The 23,077-nt window shown below is 41.1% G+C and carries 19 protein-coding genes and 3 tRNA genes; 15 read left to right on the top strand and 7 right to left on the bottom strand.

What is annotated here, in order from left to right; translation table 11 throughout:
* The first annotated feature begins 36 nt into the window (after window positions 1-36).
* On the top strand, window positions 37-942 hold the full coding sequence (gene miaA / locus HMPREF9448_RS06275; RefSeq protein ID WP_008861746.1) for a tRNA (adenosine(37)-N6)-dimethylallyltransferase MiaA: 906 nt from the start codon (window positions 37-39) through the stop codon (window positions 940-942).
* An 81-nt stretch (window positions 943-1,023) separates the two neighbouring features.
* Complete coding sequence (locus HMPREF9448_RS06280) at window positions 1,024-1,284, top strand: 4-fold beta flower protein (RefSeq protein ID WP_008861747.1); 261 nt, start codon at window positions 1,024-1,026, stop codon at window positions 1,282-1,284.
* Window positions 1,285-1,310: 26 nt separating this feature from the next.
* Here HMPREF9448_RS06280 and HMPREF9448_RS06285 read toward each other — a convergent pair whose 3' ends face one another.
* The 3 genes from HMPREF9448_RS06285 to ffh form a co-directional block, all read right to left on the bottom strand.
* Window positions 1,311-2,405, bottom strand: a complete 1,095-nt coding sequence (locus HMPREF9448_RS06285) for a CapA family protein (protein ID WP_008861748.1) — start codon at window positions 2,403-2,405, stop codon at window positions 1,311-1,313.
* A 6-nt stretch (window positions 2,406-2,411) separates the two neighbouring features.
* Complete coding sequence (gene folD / locus HMPREF9448_RS06290) at window positions 2,412-3,293, bottom strand: bifunctional methylenetetrahydrofolate dehydrogenase/methenyltetrahydrofolate cyclohydrolase FolD (RefSeq protein ID WP_008861749.1); 882 nt, start codon at window positions 3,291-3,293, stop codon at window positions 2,412-2,414.
* A gap of 108 nt (window positions 3,294-3,401) precedes the next feature.
* Window positions 3,402-4,724 carry a signal recognition particle protein gene (ffh, locus tag HMPREF9448_RS06295; protein WP_008861750.1) on the bottom strand — a complete coding sequence of 441 codons (1,323 nt, stop codon included), beginning with the start codon at window positions 4,722-4,724 and terminating at the stop codon, window positions 3,402-3,404.
* Between the two features lie 278 nt (window positions 4,725-5,002).
* Here ffh and HMPREF9448_RS06300 point away from each other — a divergent pair, with 278 nt between their 5' ends.
* Complete coding sequence (locus HMPREF9448_RS06300) at window positions 5,003-5,653, top strand: hypothetical protein (RefSeq protein WP_008861751.1); 651 nt, start codon at window positions 5,003-5,005, stop codon at window positions 5,651-5,653.
* 203 nt (window positions 5,654-5,856) lie between these two features.
* On the opposite strand, the gene HMPREF9448_RS06305 is transcribed toward HMPREF9448_RS06300, so the two are convergent.
* From HMPREF9448_RS06305 to panC, 3 genes are all read right to left on the bottom strand, one after another.
* On the bottom strand, window positions 5,857-7,179 hold the full coding sequence (locus tag HMPREF9448_RS06305; RefSeq protein ID WP_008861753.1) for an MATE family efflux transporter: 1,323 nt from the start codon (window positions 7,177-7,179) through the stop codon (window positions 5,857-5,859).
* Between the two features lie 77 nt (window positions 7,180-7,256).
* A complete protein-coding gene (gene panD / locus HMPREF9448_RS06310) occupies window positions 7,257-7,607 on the bottom strand; it encodes an aspartate 1-decarboxylase (RefSeq protein WP_008861754.1) in 351 nt (116 codons plus the stop codon).
* Window positions 7,608-7,618: 11 nt separating this feature from the next.
* The gene (panC, locus tag HMPREF9448_RS06315) at window positions 7,619-8,473 is read right to left on the bottom strand and encodes a pantoate--beta-alanine ligase (protein WP_008861755.1); all 855 of its coding nucleotides are present in this window, start codon (window positions 8,471-8,473) and stop codon (window positions 7,619-7,621) included.
* A 298-nt stretch (window positions 8,474-8,771) separates the two neighbouring features.
* Here panC and HMPREF9448_RS06325 point away from each other — a divergent pair, with 298 nt between their 5' ends.
* The 6 genes from HMPREF9448_RS06325 to HMPREF9448_RS06355 all read left to right on the top strand — a co-directional run bounded on the left by HMPREF9448_RS06325 (window position 8,772) and on the right by HMPREF9448_RS06355 (window position 14,117).
* Complete coding sequence (locus tag HMPREF9448_RS06325) at window positions 8,772-9,587, top strand: glycogen/starch synthase (RefSeq protein WP_008861757.1); 816 nt, start codon at window positions 8,772-8,774, stop codon at window positions 9,585-9,587.
* 20 nt (window positions 9,588-9,607) lie between these two features.
* Complete coding sequence (locus HMPREF9448_RS06330; RefSeq protein WP_008861758.1) at window positions 9,608-11,035, top strand: DUF4270 domain-containing protein; 1,428 nt, start codon at window positions 9,608-9,610, stop codon at window positions 11,033-11,035.
* Between the two features lie 210 nt (window positions 11,036-11,245).
* A tRNA-Thr gene (locus tag HMPREF9448_RS06340) sits at window positions 11,246-11,318 on the top strand.
* Between the two features lie 289 nt (window positions 11,319-11,607).
* A tRNA-Asp gene (locus HMPREF9448_RS06345) sits at window positions 11,608-11,681 on the top strand.
* Between the two features lie 38 nt (window positions 11,682-11,719).
* Window positions 11,720-11,796: transfer RNA gene (locus HMPREF9448_RS06350), tRNA-His, on the top strand.
* 392 nt (window positions 11,797-12,188) lie between these two features.
* Window positions 12,189-14,117, top strand: coding sequence for an NAD(+) synthase (locus HMPREF9448_RS06355; protein WP_008861759.1), 1,929 nt, complete (start codon window positions 12,189-12,191; stop codon window positions 14,115-14,117).
* 14 nt (window positions 14,118-14,131) lie between these two features.
* Here HMPREF9448_RS06355 and HMPREF9448_RS06360 read toward each other — a convergent pair whose 3' ends face one another.
* Window positions 14,132-18,739 (bottom strand): translocation/assembly module TamB domain-containing protein, encoded by a 4,608-nt coding sequence (locus tag HMPREF9448_RS06360; RefSeq protein ID WP_008861760.1) that lies wholly within the window; start codon window positions 18,737-18,739, stop codon window positions 14,132-14,134.
* 169 nt (window positions 18,740-18,908) lie between these two features.
* On the opposite strand from HMPREF9448_RS06360, the gene tsaD reads away from it, so the two are divergent.
* The 6 genes from tsaD to ftsY all read left to right on the top strand — a co-directional run bounded on the left by tsaD (window position 18,909) and on the right by ftsY (window position 23,005).
* Entirely contained in the window at window positions 18,909-19,928 is a 1,020-nt protein-coding gene (gene tsaD, locus HMPREF9448_RS06365) for a tRNA (adenosine(37)-N6)-threonylcarbamoyltransferase complex transferase subunit TsaD (RefSeq protein WP_008861761.1), read from the top strand.
* An 11-nt stretch (window positions 19,929-19,939) separates the two neighbouring features.
* The gene (locus HMPREF9448_RS06370; protein WP_008861762.1) at window positions 19,940-21,181 is read left to right on the top strand and encodes a competence/damage-inducible protein A; all 1,242 of its coding nucleotides are present in this window, start codon (window positions 19,940-19,942) and stop codon (window positions 21,179-21,181) included.
* A gap of 121 nt (window positions 21,182-21,302) precedes the next feature.
* The gene (rpmB, locus tag HMPREF9448_RS06375; protein ID WP_008861763.1) at window positions 21,303-21,557 is read left to right on the top strand and encodes a 50S ribosomal protein L28; all 255 of its coding nucleotides are present in this window, start codon (window positions 21,303-21,305) and stop codon (window positions 21,555-21,557) included.
* Window positions 21,558-21,560: 3 nt separating this feature from the next.
* On the top strand, window positions 21,561-21,749 hold the full coding sequence (gene rpmG, locus HMPREF9448_RS06380; RefSeq protein WP_008861764.1) for a 50S ribosomal protein L33: 189 nt from the start codon (window positions 21,561-21,563) through the stop codon (window positions 21,747-21,749).
* A gap of 14 nt (window positions 21,750-21,763) precedes the next feature.
* The gene (locus HMPREF9448_RS14415; RefSeq protein WP_008861765.1) at window positions 21,764-21,916 is read left to right on the top strand and encodes a DUF4295 domain-containing protein; all 153 of its coding nucleotides are present in this window, start codon (window positions 21,764-21,766) and stop codon (window positions 21,914-21,916) included.
* Between the two features lie 135 nt (window positions 21,917-22,051).
* A complete protein-coding gene (gene ftsY, locus HMPREF9448_RS06385) occupies window positions 22,052-23,005 on the top strand; it encodes a signal recognition particle-docking protein FtsY (RefSeq protein ID WP_008861766.1) in 954 nt (317 codons plus the stop codon).
* Window positions 23,006-23,077: the final 72 nt, after the last annotated feature.

Genomic DNA, 23,077 nt, shown 5'->3' on the forward strand with positions numbered 1-23,077 from the left:
CCATATCTGTCCCATTTATTTCATAGCGAAAAGTTCATGTCAGGCACACTCATTGTTCTTACAGGGCCTACCGGGGTGGGAAAGACCGAGCTTAGCCTTCAATTGGCAGAGCGGTATGCTTGTCCTATTGTGTCGGCCGATAGTCGGCAGTTCTATGGCGATATACCTACTGGAACGGCGGCTCCTACAATCGAGCAACTGTCGAGGGTCGAACATTATTTCGTAGGACAGTTGGCGTTGTCCGACTATTATAGTGCTTCGTGTTATGAAGAAGACGTCTTGAAGCTGCTTGATAAACTTTTCAAGGCAAATGACTATGTCCTATTGACAGGAGGCTCAATGTTGTATATCGATGCGGTTTGTAAAGGTATCGACGAGATACCTACCATTACCGACGAGATACGTCGTGAGGTTGTGGCGCATTACGAGAAAGTGGGTTTAGCCGTCCTTTGCGAAGAGCTTAAAGTGCTCGATCCAGTATATTATGCAGAGGTTGATTTGAATAATCACAAGCGGGTGATTCATGCGATAGAGATTTGTCGACAGACCGGTGGACGATACAGTGATCTGCGTACTCGTCGGGTGAAATCCCGCCCTTTCCGAATTATAAAAATAGGATTGATTCGTCCACGGGAAGAGCTATTCGAGCGGATAAGTCAGAGAGTGGAACAAATGATTGCCGATGGCTTGGTCGATGAAGCTCGAAGGGTATACCCTTATCGTCATCTTAATTCTTTAAATACAGTGGGCTATAAAGAGTTGTTCGCTTATTTCGATGGGAAGATGACCTTAGAAGAGGCTGTCGAGAAAATCAAGAGAAATACCCGGGTCTATTCCAAGAAACAAGTCACATGGTATAAAAAGGATCTCGATATGAAGTGGTTCTCCCCAGATGATAAGGACGGGATTATCGCTTATATCGACGAGAATTCCGTTTTGTGAAAGACTAATGTGATATTTGTTTATACGTGATCTCGAATGGTATCTTTATAAAAAGGATACAGGATTTATATCTATAAAGTTATGAGAATATTGAAGCCTTTTATGTTGCTAGCTGTTATTGGTGTTTTATATTCCTGTGCAGCTGTTCCTTTACAGACTTATCGCAATGGCTATATCATGGATAAGAATAATGTAGTTGTCGGGTACTATTCGAATGGGCATGTCCTCGATTTGGAAAAGAATATCATCGGATACTATGCAAACGGGTATATTTACGATACTCGCCATGAGGTTATAGGAAATTATGTAAATGGATATATAAAGAACCTGAAATTAAAATAGGTCTGATGTAAATTTCATGTTCTTATTTACTTGAAGGTTGGGTTCACTGGCTCTATCTGGTATTCTGTCACCCCTTTGTTGTATTTTGAAGATATCTCATGGGCTTTTTCCACGAATCCTTTCAGATGAGGCCGATGGGGATGCTCTTTCAATTCTTGTATCGCAGGTACTACCCGGAAGTTTTCTTTTTGTATAGTTGGTCGTCGGGTATAAACAAGTGTGTGTTGTGCCGATTGTAACAGTATTTTTCCCGTGATATCCCGTCGGATAACAACCTTTACCATTGCTCCACCCACCGTATCGCGGGTTTTCATATTGGAGATGAAATTTCCCAGTGAATAGACGATGAGGGCACAAGGGTTCCCTTGTTCGTCGTATCGTAATTCCATAGGTTGTATCACGTGTGGGTGGGCTCCTATAATCAGTTGTACTCCTTCTTTCACCAAAAAGTCTGCCAAATCTTCTTGTCGTTTGTTCGGCAACAGTTGGTATTCATCGCCCCAATGTAGGCAGACAACGATAAGGTCGGCACTCAACGTTTTAGCACGAAAAATGTCTTTTTTTATTTTTTCTTCGTCTATGTAATTGACAATTAATGGAGAGTGTGGCGTAAATCCATTCGTTCCGTACGTGTAATTCAGAAAGGCGATTCGTATTCCTTTTATAGAGGTTATGAACGGATAGAATCTTTCGAATGAGTCTTTTGAATCGTAGGTTCCTATATGGTCTGTTCCAATAGAGTCGAGTATATGCAATGTGCGTATAGCCCCTCGGGTATAACGGTCGAGACAGTGATTGTTGGCGGTAAGGAAAAGGTCGAATCCTGCGTTTTGTAATGCGATTGGAAATTCGTCCGGCGCAGAAAAACAGGGATAACCGGTGTAAGGTTGTCCGCCGATGGGCGATTCTAAATTGACGACTGCATAATCCGCCGAAGCTATTTCGTGAGTAATGTCTGCAAAACAAGGTGAATAATCGTATGCCTCACCTTGTTTTGCAGATTGTATTTGGGCTTTATGTTGCATAGCATCGCCAGCGAAAAGAAGAGAAACCTCGGTAGCGGGTACTGCCGGAGCTTGTCCTAAAATGAGCGGTGCTAAAAAGGATATGAGCCCTATCATACGAGTTTAGGGATAGATTGCTTTTTTCCCAGCCAACAGGGTGTTACGCATGAGCGACACGATAGTCATAGGGCCTACTCCGCCGGGAACGGGGGTGATAAAAGAGCACTTGGGAGCTACTTCGTCGAATTTTACGTCTCCGGTGAGCTTGAATCCCGATTTTTTTGTAGCATCGGGAACTCGGGTCGTACCCACATCAATGATTACGACACCCTCTTTTACCATATCGGCAGTGACGAATTCGGGAGAACCGAGTGCGGCGATAATAATGTCGGCCGTACGGCATATCTCTTTGATGTTGGGGGTTGCACTATGACATACGGTTACCGTGGCATTGCCCGGATAAGCCTTTTGCATCATGAGTGTAGCTACCGGTTTGCCCACAATGTTGCTTCGTCCCAGTATCACACAATGTTTTCCTTTGGTCTCTATTTCGTAGCGAGCAAGCAACTCCATGATTCCGGCGGGTGTAGCCGATACGAAACAGGGCAACCCGATGGACATGCGCCCTACATTGACCGGGTGAAATCCGTCGACATCTTTCCGGTAGTCGATAGCTTCGATCACCTTTTGTTCCGAGATGTGTTTGGGCAAGGGTAGTTGGACGATAAATCCGTCGATATCGGGGTCGTTGTTCAGTTCGTTTACTTTGTTCAAGAGCTCTTCTTCGTTAACATCGCTTTCATAGCGAACGAGAGTCGATTTGAACCCGCATTGTTCGCAGGCTTTTACTTTGTGCGCCACGTATGTTTCACTCCCACCGTCGTGTCCCACCAGAACAGCTGCTAAATGAGGCCGTTTGCCTCCGGCACTGCAAATATATTCTACCTCTTGGGCGATTTCTTGTTTTATACGGTCGGCCACCGCTTTTCCATCGATTAGTTGCATAATATTGAGGTTTTGTAAAAAAACTACCGGACACACTCCCTTTTTTGCCTATCGGCAATCGATTAGAATCGGGAGTGTATCCGGTAGTTTCATGTTGAGTGATTAAAATTATCTTCTTTTGAATCCTTTCATCATGGCTCCTTTGTTTTGGGTAACCATTCGCATCATTTTGCGGGTTTGGTCGAACTGCTTGATAAGTCGGTTCACCTCTTGTATCGAAGTTCCGCTACCTGCGGCGATACGTTGTCGGCGGCTACCGTTGAGCAGTTCGGGGTTGCTGCGTTCTTTGGGGGTCATTGAGTAAATAATCGCTTCGATACTTTTGAAAGCATTGTCATCGATGTCCATGTCCTTGATCGCTTTTCCCACACCGGGAATCATAGAAGCCAAATCTTTGAGATTACCCATTTTTTTGATTTGGTGTATCTGGCTGAGGAAGTCGTTAAAGTCGAATTGGTTTTTAGCAATTTTCTTTTGTAATCGTTTGGCTTCTTCCTCGTCGTATTGTTCTTGGGCTCGTTCTACCAAAGAGACGATATCGCCCATACCCAAGATACGGTCGGCCATACGAGCCGGGTGGAAGTAGTCTATGGCTTCGAGTTTTTCGCCGGTTCCTACAAATTTAATGGGCTTGTCGACTACGGTGCGGATAGAGAGTGCCGCACCGCCACGGGTGTCGCCGTCCAATTTGGTGAGAACTACTCCGTCGAAATCGAGACGATCGTTAAATTCTTTGGCTGTGTTGACCGCGTCTTGTCCGGTCATGGAGTCAACGACGAACAAGGTCTCGGTCGGATTGATTTTTTTCTTGATAGCCTCGATTTCGTTCATCATTTGCTCGTCGATAGCCAAACGTCCTGCCGTGTCGACAATAACCAAATCGAAATGATTTTCTTTGGCATATTTTACGGCATTGGCGGAAATGCTCACAGGGTCTTTGCTGTCTTCCTCGGTATAAACCGGTACATCGATTTGTTCACCTAAGACCTTTAATTGCTCGATAGCGGCAGGGCGATATACGTCGCAAGCAACCAGCAAGGGGCGTTTCCCTTTTTTCGATTTTAGCATTTTTGCCAACTTACCGGAGAACGTGGTTTTACCCGAACCCTGTAATCCTGACATGAGGATAATCGACGGATTTTGCGACAGGTTTACTTCGGCGGTTTCTCCACCCATCAAGGTCGCCAGTTCGTCGTGTACGATCTTCACCATCAATTGTCCCGGCTTCACGGCGGTGAGTACGTCTTGCCCCAATGCTTTGGTTTTTACCGTGTCGGTAAATTGTTTGGCTACTTTGTAGTTGACGTCGGCATCGAGTAGTGCGCGTCGCACGTCTTTCAGCGTTTCGGCGACGTTGATTTCGGTGATTTTACCTTCACCTTTCAGTATTTTAAAAGACCGTTCAAGTCTTTCACTAAGGTTTTCAAACATAGTTTTATAACAATATTTTTACACAGATGGATAAATCGTTGCGAAATTACTTAAAATCGTCGGAATATGCGAATAAAAATATAAGAATAACATCTTTGAACATACGACTATATATAAGAAAGTTGGTATGTGAGTAGAAATTTGAATCTAAAATATGGGCATTTAAAAAATATTTACTATTATTGTGTTTGGATAAAAAATGAGAAAAACGTAAATCTTTTGTGAATAAGAAGTTGCCGTTTTTTTGTAAATATAATATTGATTTTAATAACGAGTATATGAAAAAGTTTTTTCAAGTTTTAGGAATTGTCACTTTACTTTTAGTGGGATTGTATTACATAGAGGAATGTTCTGGAAAAAAAGATCAATCGGAAGCGGTAGAAGATGTACAAGATGACTTGGAGATGGAAAAGTCTGTTCACTTGAAATTTAAAGGAGTACCCATAGACGGAACATTGAAAGAATTTATTTCTCGAATGGAGCGTAAAGGGTTTGAACATCGTTCGTCGTATGATTCAAAGGAACGGCTGGTGGGTGACTTTGCAGGAATTAAACAGTGTACGGTTTATGTGGAAACACTTGATAATAGCGATTTGGTATCTCGCATTATTGTCGAGTTTCCCAAACAGGAACGATGGGAGGAATTGTTTGACAATTATAAAAACTTGAAAAGTATGCTTATGGAAAAATATGGAAACTTTTCATCGTGTGTCGAACGGTTCCAAAATTCCTATATTAGAACAGATGAAGATCGTATGCGTGCCGTTCATATGGGTGAATGTATGTATAAAACCAATTTTTCGATTGCCGAGGGAGATATTACACTTAGTATAGATTATGAAGAATGGGGGCAGGGGTTTGTTTTATTGAAATATCAAGATAAAATAAACAGTGCGATAATTAGAGAAGCTGCGATAGAAGATTTGTAGTAAAAATAACAAAGTTCCCAGAAATTTATGAATTGTACCGTCAAGGTGATGTTATTATAACTTCTGTTTATACTTATGAAAAAGACAGTCAAGAAAGGGTACATATAGAGTATCGTTATAGATAATCTATTATATAAATATTATCATACTCTGTTTGAGAATAGAATATGTGTAATTATATGAAAATATGTGATTCCGAACCGTTATATCTTCTTCACTTTCCAGTTCGTTTTTTTGAAAAAGAGGAACGATAGGAATAGTTTGAATCCCCAATAGACGTACTCTACTGTCCAACAAAAGGCTATGTCTACTTGAAGGGTAACGATAATCCAATAAATAGCCAGCGTATAGAAAACGATCGTGGTCATTTCGATGAGAAAAGCCGTGCGAGTGTCGCCGGTTCCCGATACAGATTGAAAGAGTATATTTCCCGGTAGGGCTATAAGGTAGAACGACGACATGACATAGACCGAATGTGTACATTCGGCGATAAGCGAGCTATCGTTGGTATAGATGAGGAGTATCCAATGAGGAGCTAAGCATAGCAAGGCAATGAGGGGTAATACTATGGCGTAGCACATTTTGACGATACGCCGCATGATTGGAATTACATCGTCGGCACGGCGGGCTCCCATAGCATTGCTCACGAGGGTACAGGCTGTCGCTCCAAAAGCATTGACCGGCATGAACAGCAGGGTAGAGGTACTGCGGATAATGTTGGAAATGGCCAGTGGAAGTTCTCCCAAGTGTTCGACGGCTACGAAAAAGAGAAACCATGTGCCTATGGTGAGAAAGTAGAGAATCATGCTCCATACCGATACATTCAGTATTTCGCGAATGAGGCCGAATCCTCCGGAACGAAATCGGAACAGTTGGTATTTTCCCCGATCTATATAAAAGAACGTGTAGAGGAAAAAGTGCAATGCGGCTGTCGCTTCTGCCAAAACGGATCCAAGTGCAGCTCCGGCAATACCCATTTCGGGTGCACCGAAGTGCCCGAATACAAAAATGTAGTTGAATACGACATTGGCGATAGTCATGATGACTGCATTCATCATCAGTACTTTGGTGCGGGTGACAGCTACGAAAAAGGCCCGGAACATCACCCCGATAGAAGTGAACAGGAGTCCGAATATCCGATATTGCATGTAATCTTCTCCGGCTTGACATACGGCAGTGGAGGAGATGAGGCCTTTCAACATTTGTGGGGTCCCTATAAGAGAAGCGAAGATGAGGATTATTGTCAATATTTCCAAAAAGAGAATACCTTGCCCCATGATAGGGCCCAAAGTCCCATATTTGGCTTCACCGTTTCTACGAGCCATGAGAATTTGTGCTCCGGTGCTAAATCCGAAAGTGACCATATAGAAAGCAAGATACAATACTCCGGCTAAGGCGGAGGCTCCTAATTCTACTTGTCCGACACGCCCCATAAAAGCCGTATCGGTGATGTTGATGAGGTTTTGTACAAAAAGGCTTACTAATATGGGGAGAGAGATTCTCCAAATTTCTTTACGACTATACATGCAGGAGGTGAAGATGATTATATATTAAAAAAGCCCACCTGACGAATCAGGTAGGCATTCGCAAGCGATATTCTTTATTATATGAGTTTATTGGTCGCTGTATCTGGGAAGATAACAGCCGGCGTAAAACTTTTTGCCTCTTCGGGAGTCATTAGAGCATAGGCCATAATGATGACGATGTCTCCCGGTTGTACTTTTCGGGCGGCGGCTCCATTAAGACATATTACTCCTGAACCTCGTTCGCCTTTTATGACATAAGTCTCGAATCGTTCTCCATTGTTGTTGTTTACGATGGAGACTTTTTCATTGGCAATAATGTTCGCCGCATCCATTAAATCTTCGTCGATCGTGATACTTCCGATATAATTCAGATTTGCTTGGGTGACGGTGACTCTGTGAATTTTTGATTTTACGACCTCTATAAACATGGTTTCATAAGTTATTGTTCGGGGCGTCGATATGCGATGTTGTCGATTAATCTCACCTCTCCGTTATATACGGTAATACAACCTACTATATAATCGCTGTCGTTCCAGCCTGAGATAGGCTGTAACGTGTTTCCATCGACTATTTCGTAGTATTCTACTCTCATTTCCGGTATTGCATCGATGGTAGAGATTACTTCATCGATAGTCTCTTTCACCGAATGGCTGGCTGCAAAGGTACGACTTTTAAATAATGTCTTTGCTATTTTGGGTGCATTTCTTCTTTGAGACTTTGTCAATCGAGTATTACGGCTGCTTAGGGCTAATCCGTCTGATTCGCGTACGATAGGGACAGCTATGATGTTGAATGTATAGCCCATTTGAGCGGCCATAGCTCGTATAACGGCAATTTGCTGAAAATCTTTTTCTCCGAAGTAGGCATTATCGGGATTGACTATATCGAAGAGTTTACTGACGATTTGAGCCACTCCGTTGAAATGTCCCGGTCGGTATTTACCTTCCATGACTTCCGCTACTTTTCCCAAGTGAAATATCCGGGTATCTTCGGTCGGATAGATTTCTTCTACCGAAGGAGCGAAAGCATAATCACAATTTACCGATTCGAGTAATTGACAGTCCTTGTCGAGCGTGCGGGGGTAAAGTAACAAATCATTTTTGTCGTTGAATTGGGTGGGGTTGACGAATATGCTGACTACTGTCACGTCATTATTAGCCACGCTGGTCTTTACCAGTTGCAGATGTCCGTTGTGTAAAGCGCCCATTGTTGGGACGAGACCTATCTTTTTCCCGGCATTTCTGTCCGAATCGAGTTGCTTACATAATTCGGCTATTGTTGTGAATACTTTCATAATTGAACATTGGTTGAAAAAATTGTGCAAAAGAAACAAATAAAACCCAAACGACGAAGATAAAGCTGTATTTTTTTATGGAGAGTAACCTTAAATGTTTCTTTTTGAAAGGGAAATATAGGGCGTCTGACGATTTTTTGGTGTTAATACTTCTAATATTTGGAGGGTTACGCTATTTTTTTTATTATCTTTGCAGAAAGATGCAAAAGTGGGCTGTATCTTGGCCTGACCGGTTAAATTCGTTTCAAGCCACGGGTATGCTATTTTTGCAAAATAAATTGAGTTTAAGAGGAGCAGAATGAAAGAAGCCAAAGTCCTATTTATTGCACAGGAGATTACCCCTTATCTGCCAGAATCGGAAATCGCTAATATTTGTCGAAATTTACCGCAAGGTATTCAGGATAGAGGGCATGAGATACGTACCTTTATGCCTAAGTACGGTTCTATTAACGAGCGTCGTAATCAATTGCACGAGGTGATTCGGTTGTCGGGAATGAATTTAATAATCGATGATACAGATCATCCTCTTATTATTAAAGTCGCTTCGATACAATCGGCTCGTATGCAGGTCTATTTTATAGACAACGATGATTATTTTCAACGTAATGCCGACGGGGTAGTCGACGAGGATATGCGTCCCGATAATGACGAACGGAGTATTTTCTTTGTCAGAGGGGTTATGGAGACCGTGAAAAAGTTGCGTTGGACTCCTGATATTATTCACTGTCACGGTTGGATAACGGCGTTGACTCCTTTGTATATTAAGAAAAGTTATGCCGAAGATCCTTCTTTTCGGGATGCGAAGGTGATATATTCGTTATACGATAATGGTTTCAAGACTCCATTCGACCCCAATTTTGCTGCAAAATTGAAGTTGGAGGGGATACAAGACACCGATATACCTTTTGCGGTAGGAGAGTCTATTGATCCTGTTGTTCTTAATAAATTGGCTATACAGTATTCCGACGGTGTGATTCAAGCCAGTCGAGATATAAATTCGGAAATTACGGATTATGTACAAAAAACGGGCATTCCTTTCTTGGGGTATCAAGACCCTGAAAATTATATAGATACCTATAATGATTTTTATAATAAAATTGTAGGTAACGAATAACGTCAGTTACTAAATAGAAAATGAAAATATTTAGATTTTTACCGATAGCTTTTGCGATAGTTTTAGGTTTATCTTCTTGTGGAGACGAAAATAGCGCAATCGGTTCTTCGATAGTCGATACGAATATTGAAATTGTGGTGGACTCTTCTTTTCAAGAGTTGATAACGGTTGAGTCTGTTCCGAATGATAGTGTCGTTGGAAGAACTATAACACAATTAATCGGGCGTATTTCTATTCCGGGATATGGTAGGTTAGAAACCGATTTTCTTACCCAGTTTATGCCGGCTGCAAACTTTGATACGGTTGGTGTGAATAAACTCGATTCTTTGATTTTATATTTAAGTTACAATACAGAATCCTTTACAGGAGATTCTTTGGCCCCTATGCAGTTGAGTGTATATCCGTTGGATAAACGGTTGGAGTCGCCTGTATATAGCGGTATCGATCCGGCGGAATATTATAATGCACAAGCTGCCCCGGTTGCTTTGACAAGTTATAATGCTTCGTTTTTAGGATTACCGGATTCTCTTATAGAACTCGGCTATAAGATGATTCGGGTGAAATTACCCGATGAAATGGCTGACCGTTTTTATCAGAAATATAAAGAAGATCCAACTGTATTTTCGTCTCCTAGTAGGTTTACACAATATTTTCCGGGTTTTTATGTAAAGACATCTTATGGAAGCGGGTGTGTTGTGAATGTTCAAAATACGGTAATGAATTTACATTACACCAAAACAACCGTGATTAATGATAAGGATTCTACATATAACTCGACTCAAACTCTAATGGCGGTAACTCCCGAAATAACAACGGGAAACCATATAAAATTGGAAATAGATGCAGAGATAAAAAACGAAATATCTTCGGGGAAGGTCTATTTACAGGCCCCGGCAGGGTTAAATGTTTTGATTCACTTTCCAACGCGTAAAATTATTGAGACTTTTGAAGATGCAGTAGGGGGAAGTGGTAGTGCTTCGACTGTACAAGGACTTGTGAACTCGTTGACTTTACGTATTCCCGTAAAGACGGTTTCTAGTAATTATAATCTTGATCCTCCGCAATTTTTGCTGTTTATTCGTAAATCTGAGTTGCAAGAGTTTTTCGAAAAGAAAAAACTACCTGACAATGTGAATACATTTTATGCTAAGTATGATAGTGATGCCCATGTTTATAATTTTACGGGATTGAGGACCTTTATCAATAATATTATAGAAAAGAAACGGACGGGTACTGAAATCACAGATGCCGATGAGGAAATCGTTCTTGTACCGGTGTCTGTGTATAGCGAAACGGTATCTTCCGGTGGAAGTTATTACTATTATTCTTACAATGAGAAGGAGGTAGTTACCGATGTTGTTCCCTATATTTCTGCTCCATCATTGGCGTTGGTCGATGTAGATAACATTAAGTTGCGATTAACATATAGTAAACAGGATATGAAATAATTCTCTTTATATTTGAATACAGGAGGGAGAGATAAAATTTATCTCTCCCTCTTGTGTATTGTTGTGTTTAGTATTTTCATACATAGAAATCTCGTTAGTGATTTTCAAGGAAAACAGGAGAATGAATTTCTTTTTTTTTGTTTGGTAAGAAAAAAATAGAGAAAAAGAGTTGCGGTGTTTCTTTAAATATATTACCTTTGCACCGCAATTGCCACAATAGCTCAGTTGGTAGAGCATTTCATTCGTAACGAAAAGGTCCCGGGTTCGAGTCCCGGTCGTGGCTCAGGAAAAGAGATTCAACTTACTTTTCAAATAGTTGAATCTCTTTTCTTTTTATATAAAAGTTTGGAAATCATCATATATAGCTTTTACGATTGAGGTATAATCGAGTCTTTGATTGGCTTTGAAAGTTCTGTTGGTTATTCATGGGTATCGGTTTTGAGAGAACGAAAATAGTAAAAGCCTGTGTTTAGGGTAGATAAGGTAGAGGTGAATTTTTTTTGTAATTTTCTTAGGAAAGATGTTGCGTAGAAATAAAAAAAGATCTATCTTTGCCGTCGCAAAACAAAACTGGTGCGGTAGTTCAGCTGGTTAGAATACATGCCTGTCACGCATGGGGTCGCGGGTTCGAGTCCCGTCCGCACCGCAGTAAAGAGATAAAATTCTTTATAACCAATTAAAATGGTGCTTGTAGCTCAGTTGGTTAGAGCATCGGATTGTGGTTCCGAGGGTCGTGGGTTCGAGCCCCATCTAGCACCCCAAAAGAAAAGGCGAGAGTAAATAACTCTCGCCTTTTCTTTTAGAGGGAAGTCTCTCAAATGAGATATTACATTTCTCTCCTGTGTTGCGTTAGCGAAATTTTCGGCTGAGTCCTAAAAATATCAATGATTATACTTTTGTGAATGAGGGTTGGACTGGGTAAGGAGAAATAAAAAATTCTATTTCCCATTTTGTTTGGGCTAAACCTGTGTTTATATTTGTGGAATATAGGAGGTGTTTTTGCAAAAAAACTTAAACAAGTTCAGGTTTTTGCAGTTGACTTTCACTATATTTGTAAAATATAGGATGCGGTTCGGCAGAGTCAAATTGGAAATGTGATTTCCGTTTGCCTTTGCGCTCACCTTTCGCTATATTTGTCAAAACTAATCAAAGTATGGGACAAAATTTTGGATTTGTAAAAGTGGCAGCGGCGATTCCTCGTGTGGAGATAGCCGATTGTATATATAATGAGAGAGAAATATATAATCAGATAATAGAGGCTGTTCATCGAAATGTACAAATTATTGTTTTCCCGGAACTTTCTATAACAGCCTACACTTGTGGCGATTTATTCGGCCATACGCTTTTATTGGAACAGGCTCGAAAGGCTTTGTCTCTGTTGGTGGAGGAGACTAGCGATTATCCGATATTATGTATCGTGGGAATGCCTGTGGCTGCTGGGAATTGTTTATATAATTGTGCCGTAGTATTCCAATCGGGTAAAATATTGGGAGTCGTTCCCAAAAGCTATTTGCCCAATTATAAGGAATTTTATGAGGAACGTTGGTTTACTTCTGGTATTTCGGCAACGATCGATACTATTGAACTATGTGGTGATAGAGTTCCGTTCGGTACAGATTTATTGTTTGAGAGTGCGGGTGTTGTCGTGGGAGTAGAATTGTGCGAAGATTTATGGGTTCCTATACCTCCCAGTTCATATCTTGTACAGCAAGGTGCAGATATTATAGTAAATTTGTCGGCTACGAATGAGTTGATAGGGAAACACTCTTATCTTCTTTCTCTTGTCCGGCAACAATCGGCGAGGTGTGTGGCCGGATATGTTTATGCTTCGGCCGGATTCGGAGAGTCTTCCACCGATTTGGTATTTGCAGGGAATGGCCTTGTTGTAGAGAATGGTAGTATTCTTGCCGAATCGAAGCGTTTTTCTTCAACGCCTCAACTTGTAGTGAGTGAAATCGATGTGGAGCGGCTGCGTACGGAGAGAAGAGTGATGACTTCGTTTGCAAAGGGAGCTTGGGCACATGGCAGAGATGCACGTTTCATTCCGTTTGTCTTAAACGATATTCCATTGCGGTTGACCCGTAAGGTGGGGGCTTTCCCTTTTGTGCCTTCCGATTCGTTGGTCTTGAACGAACGTTGTGCCGAAATACTCGATATACAAAGTTCGGGGTTAGCCAAGAGGTTGGTACATACCCAAGCTCAAAGTGTGGTTCTCGGTATTTCGGGCGGTTTAGATTCGACATTGGCTTTGTTGGTCGCAGTCAGAACACTCGATAAACTCGGTTGGAATCGAGAGAAGATAATAGGTGTGACTATGCCGGGATTCGGGACGACAGGTCGTACCTATCATAATGCTATGATGTTAATGCGTTCGTTGGGTATAACTATTCGGGAAATTTCTATTCGGGAGGCTTGTGAGCTTCATTTTAAAGATATTGACCACGATATTTCAATCCAAGATATTACTTACGAAAATTCCCAAGCGCGGGAACGTACACAAATTTTGATGGATATAGCGAACCAGACCGGAGGATTGGTTATAGGAACCGGGGATTTGTCTGAATTGGCATTAGGTTGGGCCACATATAATGGCGATCACATGTCGATGTATGCTATCTCAACAAGTATTCCCAAAACTTTGGTTAAGTATTTGGTGAGCTGGGTTGCCGAGAATGAGCTGGTAGGTGAGGCCCGGGATACGTTGATCGATATTGTCAATACTCCTATTAGCCCAGAATTGATACCTGCCGATGAAAATGGAGAGATAAAGCAGAAGACCGAGGATTTGGTAGGTCCCTATGCTCTGCATGATTTTTTCTTGTATAATATGTTGCGATTCGGTTTCTCTCCTGCCAAATTATATTTCCTTGCCCAATATGCTTTCGAAGGGGTGTATGAGCCGGATACGATAAAAAAGTGGCTGAAAATATTCTGTCGGAGATTTTTTAATCAACAATTCAAGAGGTCGTGTCTTCCCGATGGTCCAAAGGTGGGAATGGTAAGTCTTTCTCCTCGAGGGGATTGGCGGATGCCTAGTGATGCGTCGAGTGCCATGTGGCAGAAAGAGTGTGACGAGTTATAATCTGTTTTTCCTGCTTACTGGTCGGTCTGAGGAATTTTTTCTTTGGATAAAGAGCTTTTTGTAGAAATTGTGTCGTTGGGTAATATTGTGTTCCGTGGAATAGAATCGGATTGTATATCTTTGGTTTTACCGTTGTTTTTGGGATTTTTTCTAAATAAGTCTCCCCAACGGTTAAAATCGTGACGCAACATGATCCCTACGCCTTGTGTCGTCAATGCCGATTTGATGTAATAATTGCGGTCGTTATAATGATTATAGGCCTTCAATCGTATCGTTCCGCTTTTATTCAGCAAATATTCCAAATCGAAATCTCCGATGAATGTATTGTTATTGACCGTGTTGTCTCTATATCCGAAGTTCCCATTGAAAATCAATCGATTGTTCAGTAGCTGGCTGGATAGGGCAAGCTCCACCTCCATATCGGAAAAATCACCTTTTTCACTACGGAAGTTTGGCGAAATATTCCAGTTTTCGCTTAATTGTCCCAGAATGTTACCTAATTGAGAGGATAAGGTCGAGGAAGCGACAGAGACAAGTTCGTTATTTCTACTTTGCCCCATATTCATGAAGTCCGGAGTGTAGAACCTATTCAAGGCCAATAGATAGATGATCTGACGGTTCATCATGTCGTTTGTACTGATGATACTACGTACCCGTCGGTCTACGTCTTGGGTCAAAGTAGGGAATGCTATGTCGAAGTTTAGGTCTGGTCGACGTACGTCTCCGGATACATTCAAAATAGTTTGTACGGGTACTGTCGTTCTTGATAATTCTTTGTCATTGGCGAAGTTTTCATCGAGATCGAGCAGATTGGCCGAAAGGGAGTAAATAGCCGATATATCCAAGTTGGTAGCCATAGGATCCCCGTGGAAAGATACCCGGCTTCCTTCTTTAATAGAGAAGTCTCGTGTAATGATATCTTGCAAGCTGAAATTGTAACTCCCTTTTTCCAAGACATAGGAACCATATAATTTTATATCGCCGTCCATTGAATTATATTCCAGTAATATACTGCCCTGACCGGTCGCTTTTATCATATCTCCGGTAGATTTGTCCATGATTAGGTTCATTTGGGCTTGGTTGGTTGCTTCTATTTGCAGATTTAAATTTAATGCACTACTGTTTTGTATTTTACTGTTCTCCATCATGCGGGCATTGTTCTTAATGACAATGCTATCGGCTTGGAGCTCTCCTATCTTTGTGTTCTGTTTTCCTGAATTGGTGAAAGTAATAAAGTCATAATCTCCGGCAGCTTCCGATCCTGATAGGACGAAGGTGAATTTCGACTGGTCTCCGGTGGACATATTTACGTCGATTTGGGTTTGTCCCGGACTTCCTTTTATCATAGTAGAGCCTGTCCCGTAAATGGTTCCATAATATATGGGGCTTTGCCTTTCTGTCATATCGTAGGACAGGAAATCTTGGGCTTCGGTTATGGCAATATCGTAACTTACATCTTTGAAATTATGATGTTCTATCCAACCCGAACCTTTTGCCGTATGTTTCAATTTATCATAAATCGTAACGTTGTCAAACCAAATACGGGTAGGGGATAAATGAATACTATCGGATAGATTGTACCGAGTGTTCAAATATTCAATACCGAAATCTAAATTTTCGACATAAGCATCACCGGTAACATTTAGGGCCTTGAATCTTCCGAAAAAGTCTATGTGTCCGCTGGCTATTCCCGATATGTCGCTCATAACGGTAGAAACAAATGGTCGAAGGAATGCAATATTCAATTTATCGGGATCGAACGAAAGAGAGAGAGAGTCTTTTGTCGGAAATATATATCCGTCGATATAAGTTTGTTTATCTTCTTTATTTTCGATGAACCCTTTCATGAGAATACCTTGATTGTCGTTATCCCACATGCTGAATAGATGTAAGTCCCCGAAGATCGCTTCATTGTAGGAGAAATCTTTTACATCGAATTGTTCAGTACTTAATCGAGGTGCGCCTGTCAATAGATGTGTAGCTAACAAATTTCCAGTAGCGTTACCCCCGAAAGTGACATTTTTTATATTGAGTGTACCGAAAATATAATCGAGGTCTACGTCGTTGAGTTCTATTTTCAATTCGTCTTCTTCTCGGTTGGAGGCGATACCGTCTATAAGTATATATTGGGGAGCATGTGATATTTCAAAATCATTGATTTCTATTTGTTTCTCACAATAGGAAATATCCGAAGGGCTCATTTGCCAAATAGTATCGTTGAAAATAAGAGTGGAAGGATTGATGTGAGTTTGTATTTGTAATTTATTCCCTTCGTGGGTTCGTGAAAAATGGGTCGATGTATTCAATTCTCCATAAAATGTCGATTGGGTGTCGTTATTCCAGTTGAGTACAAGGTCGAGACTGTCTCGATAGGCCTTGCTTCTAAGGCTCCATGTCGTTCGTATTTGTTTTTTATTGTAGGAGTTCGTTTCTATGAATAAAGCCATTTCGGTGGAATCTTTTCGTGCTGAAATGAATGCATCTTCGATATGACTTTTTTTATACCAGAGATGGGGAATCGTTCCGGTTATGAGGGCTGTGTTTCGGAGGCTATTCATTTCACCTTCGATAATAGCTCTATCTGTGAATGTAACAGGTAGTTCGAGCACTTGTGCCATGTGTATATTAGGCTCTACGGTAAATCTGAATTTAAAATTATTCGGTTGTTGATTTTTTTTGTGTTCTGTTTTTTTAGGTTGGTTCTCTTGGAATGGGAATATAGATGGAAGGGATTCCGATAACAGTGTTTGTAAAGATTTTTGTAGAGTAGAGAATTTGTAATTACCTTCAATCCAACCGTTAATATAGTCCGAAGTAACAGCTATACTTTGTGGAGTGTTTTGGTTATGAGCTTCTATATTGAATTTATTTAGTCTGAATGTATCGTCGTTGTTTGTAAAAGATAAACTATCGATAGATAAGAGGCCTTCTGCGTTGTCCAAATTGTTCCCTGTAAATTTGGCGACTACATTGAATCCTAACTTGGAATTTTTATACTTGGGCATTAGTTTTAAAGCCGATACATTGAGGTCTCGTGCCTGTAAGACGAGGTCGAATTCGGAGTCTTTATCTTTTAAGACAGAAAGACCATTGACTCGGAGTTTTCCATTCGGATCGTTAATTTCGATTATACCATTATATCGATTGTCCCCGAACTCACCGTTAAGCATGATGTTTTCGTAAGGATATCCTTTGTATTCAAAATAGCTGATTCCCCCGACCACTTTGCCGGTTGGGGCCTGATATTTGGCTTTTTTACTGTCGAGTTCGACTTTGAAAATAATTTCGCCATAAGGATTTCCTTCGGTGAATAGTCCATTTAGATTAAATTTTTTCGATTCTATCAATCCGCTGTATCGAGTCGTATTCAGACTATTGTTTTGGTTGATGGATATATCGGAATGAACAGAGCCGAGATCTGTTTCTAATGTTCCGCAGGCTGTCAGATTTTGGTTTTGGTTCGAGATATTACCGGTGAAATGAATTGTACCTAACCGGGAAATAGTTTTACATTGTTCTTCGGTTAGAAAAGGTAATTTGGAAGAAATATCGGCCAATCCCGAAGATGAAGCGTTTAATGTGATAGGGTCGCAGAGTATATCTCGTTTTTGTGGATTTGTTATGTTTTTCACGGATATTTGACTGTGAGCGATGATATCTTCTTTCCCGAAATTAAAATCAAAGGTATGGAAATATAGATTGTTTGGAGTTCCTGTCAGATGCATCGAAATGAGTATCGGAGTATTTATTTTTTCCAATACCGGGATAAAGGCAGCTATATCGCTGGGATTAATTAGGGATTTCGTTATCTGTAAAGAGAATCGTGTTTGGTCGTAGAAGTGTTCGGCCGAGAGTGTATCGGGCAGCGTGGCGATAATTGGTTTGATTTCGATACGGCTATGGGGTAATTGTATTTTGAAGTCAGATAACCTTGCTTGTTGTCGGTTGGCTTCGAATTTAAATTGTAGACGATTTAAAGAAAAACCCGATTGCTCGTCGAATCCCAATCGCTTGATGGAGATATTTACCGAGTCTTCCGATAGTGCTTTGATAGATAGTTTTGACAATAAGTTTCTCAAATCGATATGGTTCGGGTCGAATTGTCCGCGTCGTATGGGTGCGGATAATATGTCGTATTTGATTTTTCCACGGCGTATGATCGCATTGTTTATTTTGAAATTTATTTTCTTTTTCGGTGTATTCTTATCGCTTTTGAAAGCGTCGATAATAAATTGCAGGTTTGTTTCAGAGCTTGGAGTCTCTTTTTTTATGCGGGCATCCAGACCGAATAGCTGTATATTCGTGAAAACCAATTCTCGATCGACGAGTAAATCTGAAAGGGAGATACCGGCCGATATTTTATTGGCATATAATAAAGTGTCTCCATTTAAGTCGGGTATATATGCACCGAACAGCTCTAACTTATTGAATGGTGATATTTGTATTCGGTCGATAGTTATGTTTGTATCTAAAAGTGCGGATAGCTCTTTTATGCCGATGTACCTGACTTTATCCTGTATGTTGGGAATAGATAACAAGATATAGCCAAGTGTATATATCGCTATGATAGAGAATATAACGATATGCACAAATATCCGAAATGCAGAATAGATTTTCCTCATCTTTATAAGTATGCAAAAGTAGTGTTTCCTTTTGAAAGTAGCGATAGGATGCTTGGCTTTTCTTTTTTATTAATGTATGAAATAATTATAAAAGTCAAATGGTTTTACCGATGAAATATGTACTTTTGCAGACCTTGATTTGATGAAGGATTGAAAGGAGTAAATGTATATGAGCATAACTATTTTAGGTATAGAATCTTCGTGTGACGATACTTCTGCCGCAGTTATTCGCGATGAGGTCATGCTGTCGAATGTGATTGCTAGTCAAGCGGTTCACGAGGCTTATGGAGGGGTTGTTCCTGAATTGGCATCTCGGGCGCACCAACAGAATATTATTCCGGTTGTGTCGGAGGCTTTAAAACGTGCGGGGGTGACTCCGGAGGATTTGAGTGCGGTGGCGTTCACCAGAGGCCCCGGACTTATGGGGTCTTTGCTCGTCGGAACTTCTTTTGCCAAAGGTTTTACGACAGCATTGAATATTCCTCTCGTCGATGTCAATCATTTGCAAGCTCATGTTATGGCTCATTTTATCAAACGGTCTCCCGATGATAACACTCAGCCTTCCTTCCCGTTTTTGTGTTTACTCGTTTCGGGAGGAAATTCGCAAATCATTAAAGTAGAGTCTTATAATGAAATGACTGTTATCGGACAAACGATAGACGATGCTGCCGGTGAAGCTTTTGACAAATGTGCCAAAGTAATGGGATTGCCTTATCCGGGAGGCCCGGTTGTAGATAGGTTGGCGAAGGAAGGGAATCCCAAAGCGTTTGTACTAAGCAAACCTCACATACCCGGTTTTGATTATAGTTTCAGTGGACTGAAAACCTCCTTTTTATATTTATTGAGAGACAAAATAAAAGAAGACCCCGATTTCATCGAAAAAAATAAGTGTGACTTGTGCGCATCGTTGCAGACTACGATTGTGGACATTTTGATGGACAAACTTTATAAGGCCGTTAAACAAACTGGAATAAAGCATGTGGCTGTTGCAGGGGGCGTTTCGGCGAACTCCGCTGTGAGGGCTGCTTTTGAAGATTATGCCCGAAAGTACGGTTGGACAGTTTATCTGCCGCCCTTCTCTTTTACGACCGATAATGCAGCTATGGTGGCTATTACGGGTTATTATAAATATTTGGATAAAGAATTTTGTGATATAGCGAAGGCTCCTTTTGCCCGGGTTGAATTATAAATACGAATGAAATGAATGTCGAGATTATTGTTATCGGCGATGAGTTGTTGATCGGACAGGTGACCGATACGAATTCTGGGTGGATTGCTCGGGAGCTGAATCATATAGGGTGGGAAGTTACCGAGATAACGACAGTTAGAGATAGGTCTCGGGAAATAACCGATGCTCTGAATAGCTCGTTCGGTAGGGTCGATGTCGTTTTGATGACCGGTGGATTGGGCCCGACGAAGGACGATATTACAAAGCAGACTCTTTGTGATTATTTCGGTGGAAAGTTGGTCTTCGACGAATCGGTATTTGCCAATGTGGAAGCCATTTTTCGTCGTCGTAAATTGACGATGAATGACAGTACGCGCAATCAAGCCTATGTTCCTAATGTGTGTACAGTTATTCAAAATTCCGTGGGGACGGCTCCTGTCATGTGGTTTGAAAGAAATGGCAAGGTATTGGTGTCTATGCCGGGTGTCCCGACAGAAATGAAGACCGTCATGAAAGAGGCGGTTATAAGTCGTTTGAGGGAGTATTTTCAAGATCATTCGTCTATCTTGCATCGCACTTGTTTAGTGAAAGATTTTACGGAATCGAGGTTGTCCGAAACTTTATCCGACTTTGAAGCGCAATTGCCGGCGTGTATCAAACTTGCCTATTTGCCTACGCCGGGAGTGATTCGGTTGAGACTGACTGCTCGTGGCGATGAAGAGTCATATTTGCAGAAGATTATCGATGATGAGTTTTTTAAATTGAGGACTATATTGGGTAGCCATCTGTTTTGTGGTTCGGATACAACTCTCGCAGGAGCATTAGGGTCGATATTAACCGAAAGAGGAGAAACGTTGGCGACAGCCGAAAGTTGCACGGGAGGAAATATAGCTCATGAAATAACAAGGGTAGCGGGTAGTTCGGTCTATTTTAAAGGTAGTGTCGTGGCTTATTCCAACGAGGTGAAAGCACGCGTTTTGAATGTGTCGTCGGAGACATTATCGGGTTTTGGCGCTGTGAGTAGGGAGACCGTCTTGCAAATGGTATCGGGGGTACAAAGATTGTTGTCTTCCGATTGTGCGATAGCGACTTCTGGAATAGCAGGTCCAGGTGGAGGTAGCGTTGAGAAACCGGTAGGAACGGTGTGGATTGCAGTTCGGTATGGCGAGCGAAGCGAGGCTGAATGTTTTTGTTTCGAAGGCGATAGAGAGCAAGTAATTGCACGTGCGACCCAATCGGCTTTGTTGATGTTGATACAACTGATGACAAAATAGAACTGAATAAAAAAGTTCCGATTTTAATACCTTAAAAATTTGGAACATATTTCTAAAATGCTTTACTTTGCACTCTGTTTGCGAAAGCAGTAAGAAAAAACAAATAAAATAATAGATAGCGATGTCAAAGATTTGTCAAATTACAGGAAAAAAAGCAATGGTTGGCAACAACGTTTCGCACTCAAAAAGAAGAACGAAAAGAAGATTTAATGTCAACCTCTTTACAAAGAAATTTTATTGGGTAGAACAAGATTGTTGGATCACGCTTACACTTTCGGCTGCCGGTCTTCGTACAATCAATAAAATGGGATTAGATGCAGCTATCAAGCAAGCTGCCGGAAATGGGTATTTAACAGAAATAAAAATGTTATATTAAGATATGGCAAAGAAAGCAAAAGGTAATAGGGTTCAAGTAATTCTTGAATGCACGGAACACAAGGCGAGTGGTATGCCCGGAACATCGCGTTATATTACTACTAAGAACAGAAAAAATACCACAGAAAGATTGGAGTTGAAAAAATACAATCCCATCTTGAAAAGAGTTACTGTACATAAAGAAATAAAATAAGGAAGGATTGAACCATGGCAAAGAAAACAGTTGCATCGTTGCAAAAAGGCGAAGGCCGTACTTATTCTAAGGTGATAAAAATGGTAAAATCGCCGAAAACAGGGGCTTATACTTTCCAAGAGGAAATGGTTCCGAATGACGCAGTTAAAGATGTACTTAGTAAGTAAGTCATAATTAGCGTAATATAAAGAAACTTTCTTATACGAAATGTGTAAGGAAGTTTTTTTTTACCATGATAATTTTATAGCTTTGCATATCCACCGGGTAGCTGCTTACAGTTACTTTTCTTAAAAATTTTATATATGGGATTGTTTGATTTCTTTTCGAAAGAGAAAAAGGAAACCTTGGATAAGGGATTATCTAAGACCAAAGAGGGCGTATTTTCCAAGTTAGCGCGTATTGTTGCCGGGAAGTCACAAGTCGATGAGAATATATTGGACGATTTGGAAGAAGTATTGATCACGTCTGATGTCGGAGTGGAAACTACACTTCGTATTATAGACCGAATAGAGAAACGGGTGGCTCGTGACAAATACATAAATACGAACGAATTAAACTCAATTCTCCGGGAAGAAATCACAGCGTTGCTAACCGAAAACGATGTTGAGGATGCCGGTGAATTTTCTGTCCCCGAAGGGAAAAAACCGTATGTAATCATGGTTGTCGGGGTGAATGGTGTAGGCAAGACTACAACTATCGGTAAGTTGGCATATCAATATAAAAAGAGAGGGAATAGTGTTTATTTGGGAGCTGCCGATACGTTTCGTGCCGCTGCGGTCGAGCAGTTGATGATATGGGGTGAACGGGTTGGAGTCCCTGTCGTGAAACAAAAAATGGGAGCCGATCCGGCATCCGTGGCGTTCGATACGTTGAGTTCGGCGAAGGCGAATAATGCCGATGTGGTAATTATCGATACGGCAGGTCGTTTGCATAATAAATTGAATTTGATGAACGAGTTGACCAAAATAAAGAAAGTAATGGAGAAAATCGTTCCCGGTGCTCCTCATGAAATCTTGTTAGTATTGGACGGCTCCACAGGACAGAATGCTTTTGAGCAAGCCAAGCAGTTTACTGCCGCGACCGAGGTGAACGAGTTGGCCATAACGAAACTCGATGGTACGGCCAAAGGTGGTGTGGTCATAGGTATATCCGATCACTTTAAGATACCGGTTAAGTACATAGGGCTGGGTGAAGGCATGGAAGATTTGCAGGTGTTCCGCCGTAAGGAATTTGTGGACTCGTTGTTCGGAGATTGATATTCGTGAGTTTTTAGGATAGACGGCTGGGTGGTCTTGCAAAGGCTTCATAGCCGTATTTTTGTGTAATGA

Origin of the sequence: Barnesiella intestinihominis YIT 11860 (assembly GCF_000296465.1) — a bacterium.
Taxonomy (GTDB): Bacteria; Bacteroidota; Bacteroidia; order Bacteroidales; family Barnesiellaceae; genus Barnesiella; species Barnesiella intestinihominis.

Excerpts from the sequence above, each read along its gene's own strand:
- miaA (WP_008861746.1), top strand. The coding sequence starts at position 37 with ATGTCAGGCACACTCATTGTTCTTACAGGGCCTACCGGGGTGGGAAAG.
- HMPREF9448_RS06280 (WP_008861747.1), top strand. The coding sequence starts at position 1,024 with ATGAGAATATTGAAGCCTTTTATGTTGCTAGCTGTTATTGGTGTTTTA.
- HMPREF9448_RS06285 (WP_008861748.1), bottom strand. The coding sequence starts at position 2,405 with ATGATAGGGCTCATATCCTTTTTAGCACCGCTCATTTTAGGACAAGCT.
- folD (WP_008861749.1), bottom strand. The coding sequence starts at position 3,293 with ATGCAACTAATCGATGGAAAAGCGGTGGCCGACCGTATAAAACAAGAA.
- ffh (WP_008861750.1), bottom strand. The coding sequence starts at position 4,724 with ATGTTTGAAAACCTTAGTGAAAGACTTGAACGGTCTTTTAAAATACTG.
- HMPREF9448_RS06300 (WP_008861751.1), top strand. The coding sequence starts at position 5,003 with ATGAAAAAGTTTTTTCAAGTTTTAGGAATTGTCACTTTACTTTTAGTG.
- HMPREF9448_RS06305 (WP_008861753.1), bottom strand. The coding sequence starts at position 7,179 with ATGTATAGTCGTAAAGAAATTTGGAGAATCTCTCTCCCCATATTAGTA.
- panD (WP_008861754.1), bottom strand. The coding sequence starts at position 7,607 with ATGTTTATAGAGGTCGTAAAATCAAAAATTCACAGAGTCACCGTCACC.
- panC (WP_008861755.1), bottom strand. The coding sequence starts at position 8,473 with ATGAAAGTATTCACAACAATAGCCGAATTATGTAAGCAACTCGATTCG.
- HMPREF9448_RS06325 (WP_008861757.1), top strand. The coding sequence starts at position 8,772 with ATGAAAGAAGCCAAAGTCCTATTTATTGCACAGGAGATTACCCCTTAT.
- HMPREF9448_RS06330 (WP_008861758.1), top strand. The coding sequence starts at position 9,608 with ATGAAAATATTTAGATTTTTACCGATAGCTTTTGCGATAGTTTTAGGT.
- HMPREF9448_RS06355 (WP_008861759.1), top strand. The coding sequence starts at position 12,189 with ATGGGACAAAATTTTGGATTTGTAAAAGTGGCAGCGGCGATTCCTCGT.
- HMPREF9448_RS06360 (WP_008861760.1), bottom strand. The coding sequence starts at position 18,739 with ATGAGGAAAATCTATTCTGCATTTCGGATATTTGTGCATATCGTTATA.
- tsaD (WP_008861761.1), top strand. The coding sequence starts at position 18,909 with ATGAGCATAACTATTTTAGGTATAGAATCTTCGTGTGACGATACTTCT.
- HMPREF9448_RS06370 (WP_008861762.1), top strand. The coding sequence starts at position 19,940 with ATGAATGTCGAGATTATTGTTATCGGCGATGAGTTGTTGATCGGACAG.
- rpmB (WP_008861763.1), top strand. The coding sequence starts at position 21,303 with ATGTCAAAGATTTGTCAAATTACAGGAAAAAAAGCAATGGTTGGCAAC.
- rpmG (WP_008861764.1), top strand. The coding sequence starts at position 21,561 with ATGGCAAAGAAAGCAAAAGGTAATAGGGTTCAAGTAATTCTTGAATGC.
- HMPREF9448_RS14415 (WP_008861765.1), top strand. The coding sequence starts at position 21,764 with ATGGCAAAGAAAACAGTTGCATCGTTGCAAAAAGGCGAAGGCCGTACT.
- ftsY (WP_008861766.1), top strand. The coding sequence starts at position 22,052 with ATGGGATTGTTTGATTTCTTTTCGAAAGAGAAAAAGGAAACCTTGGAT.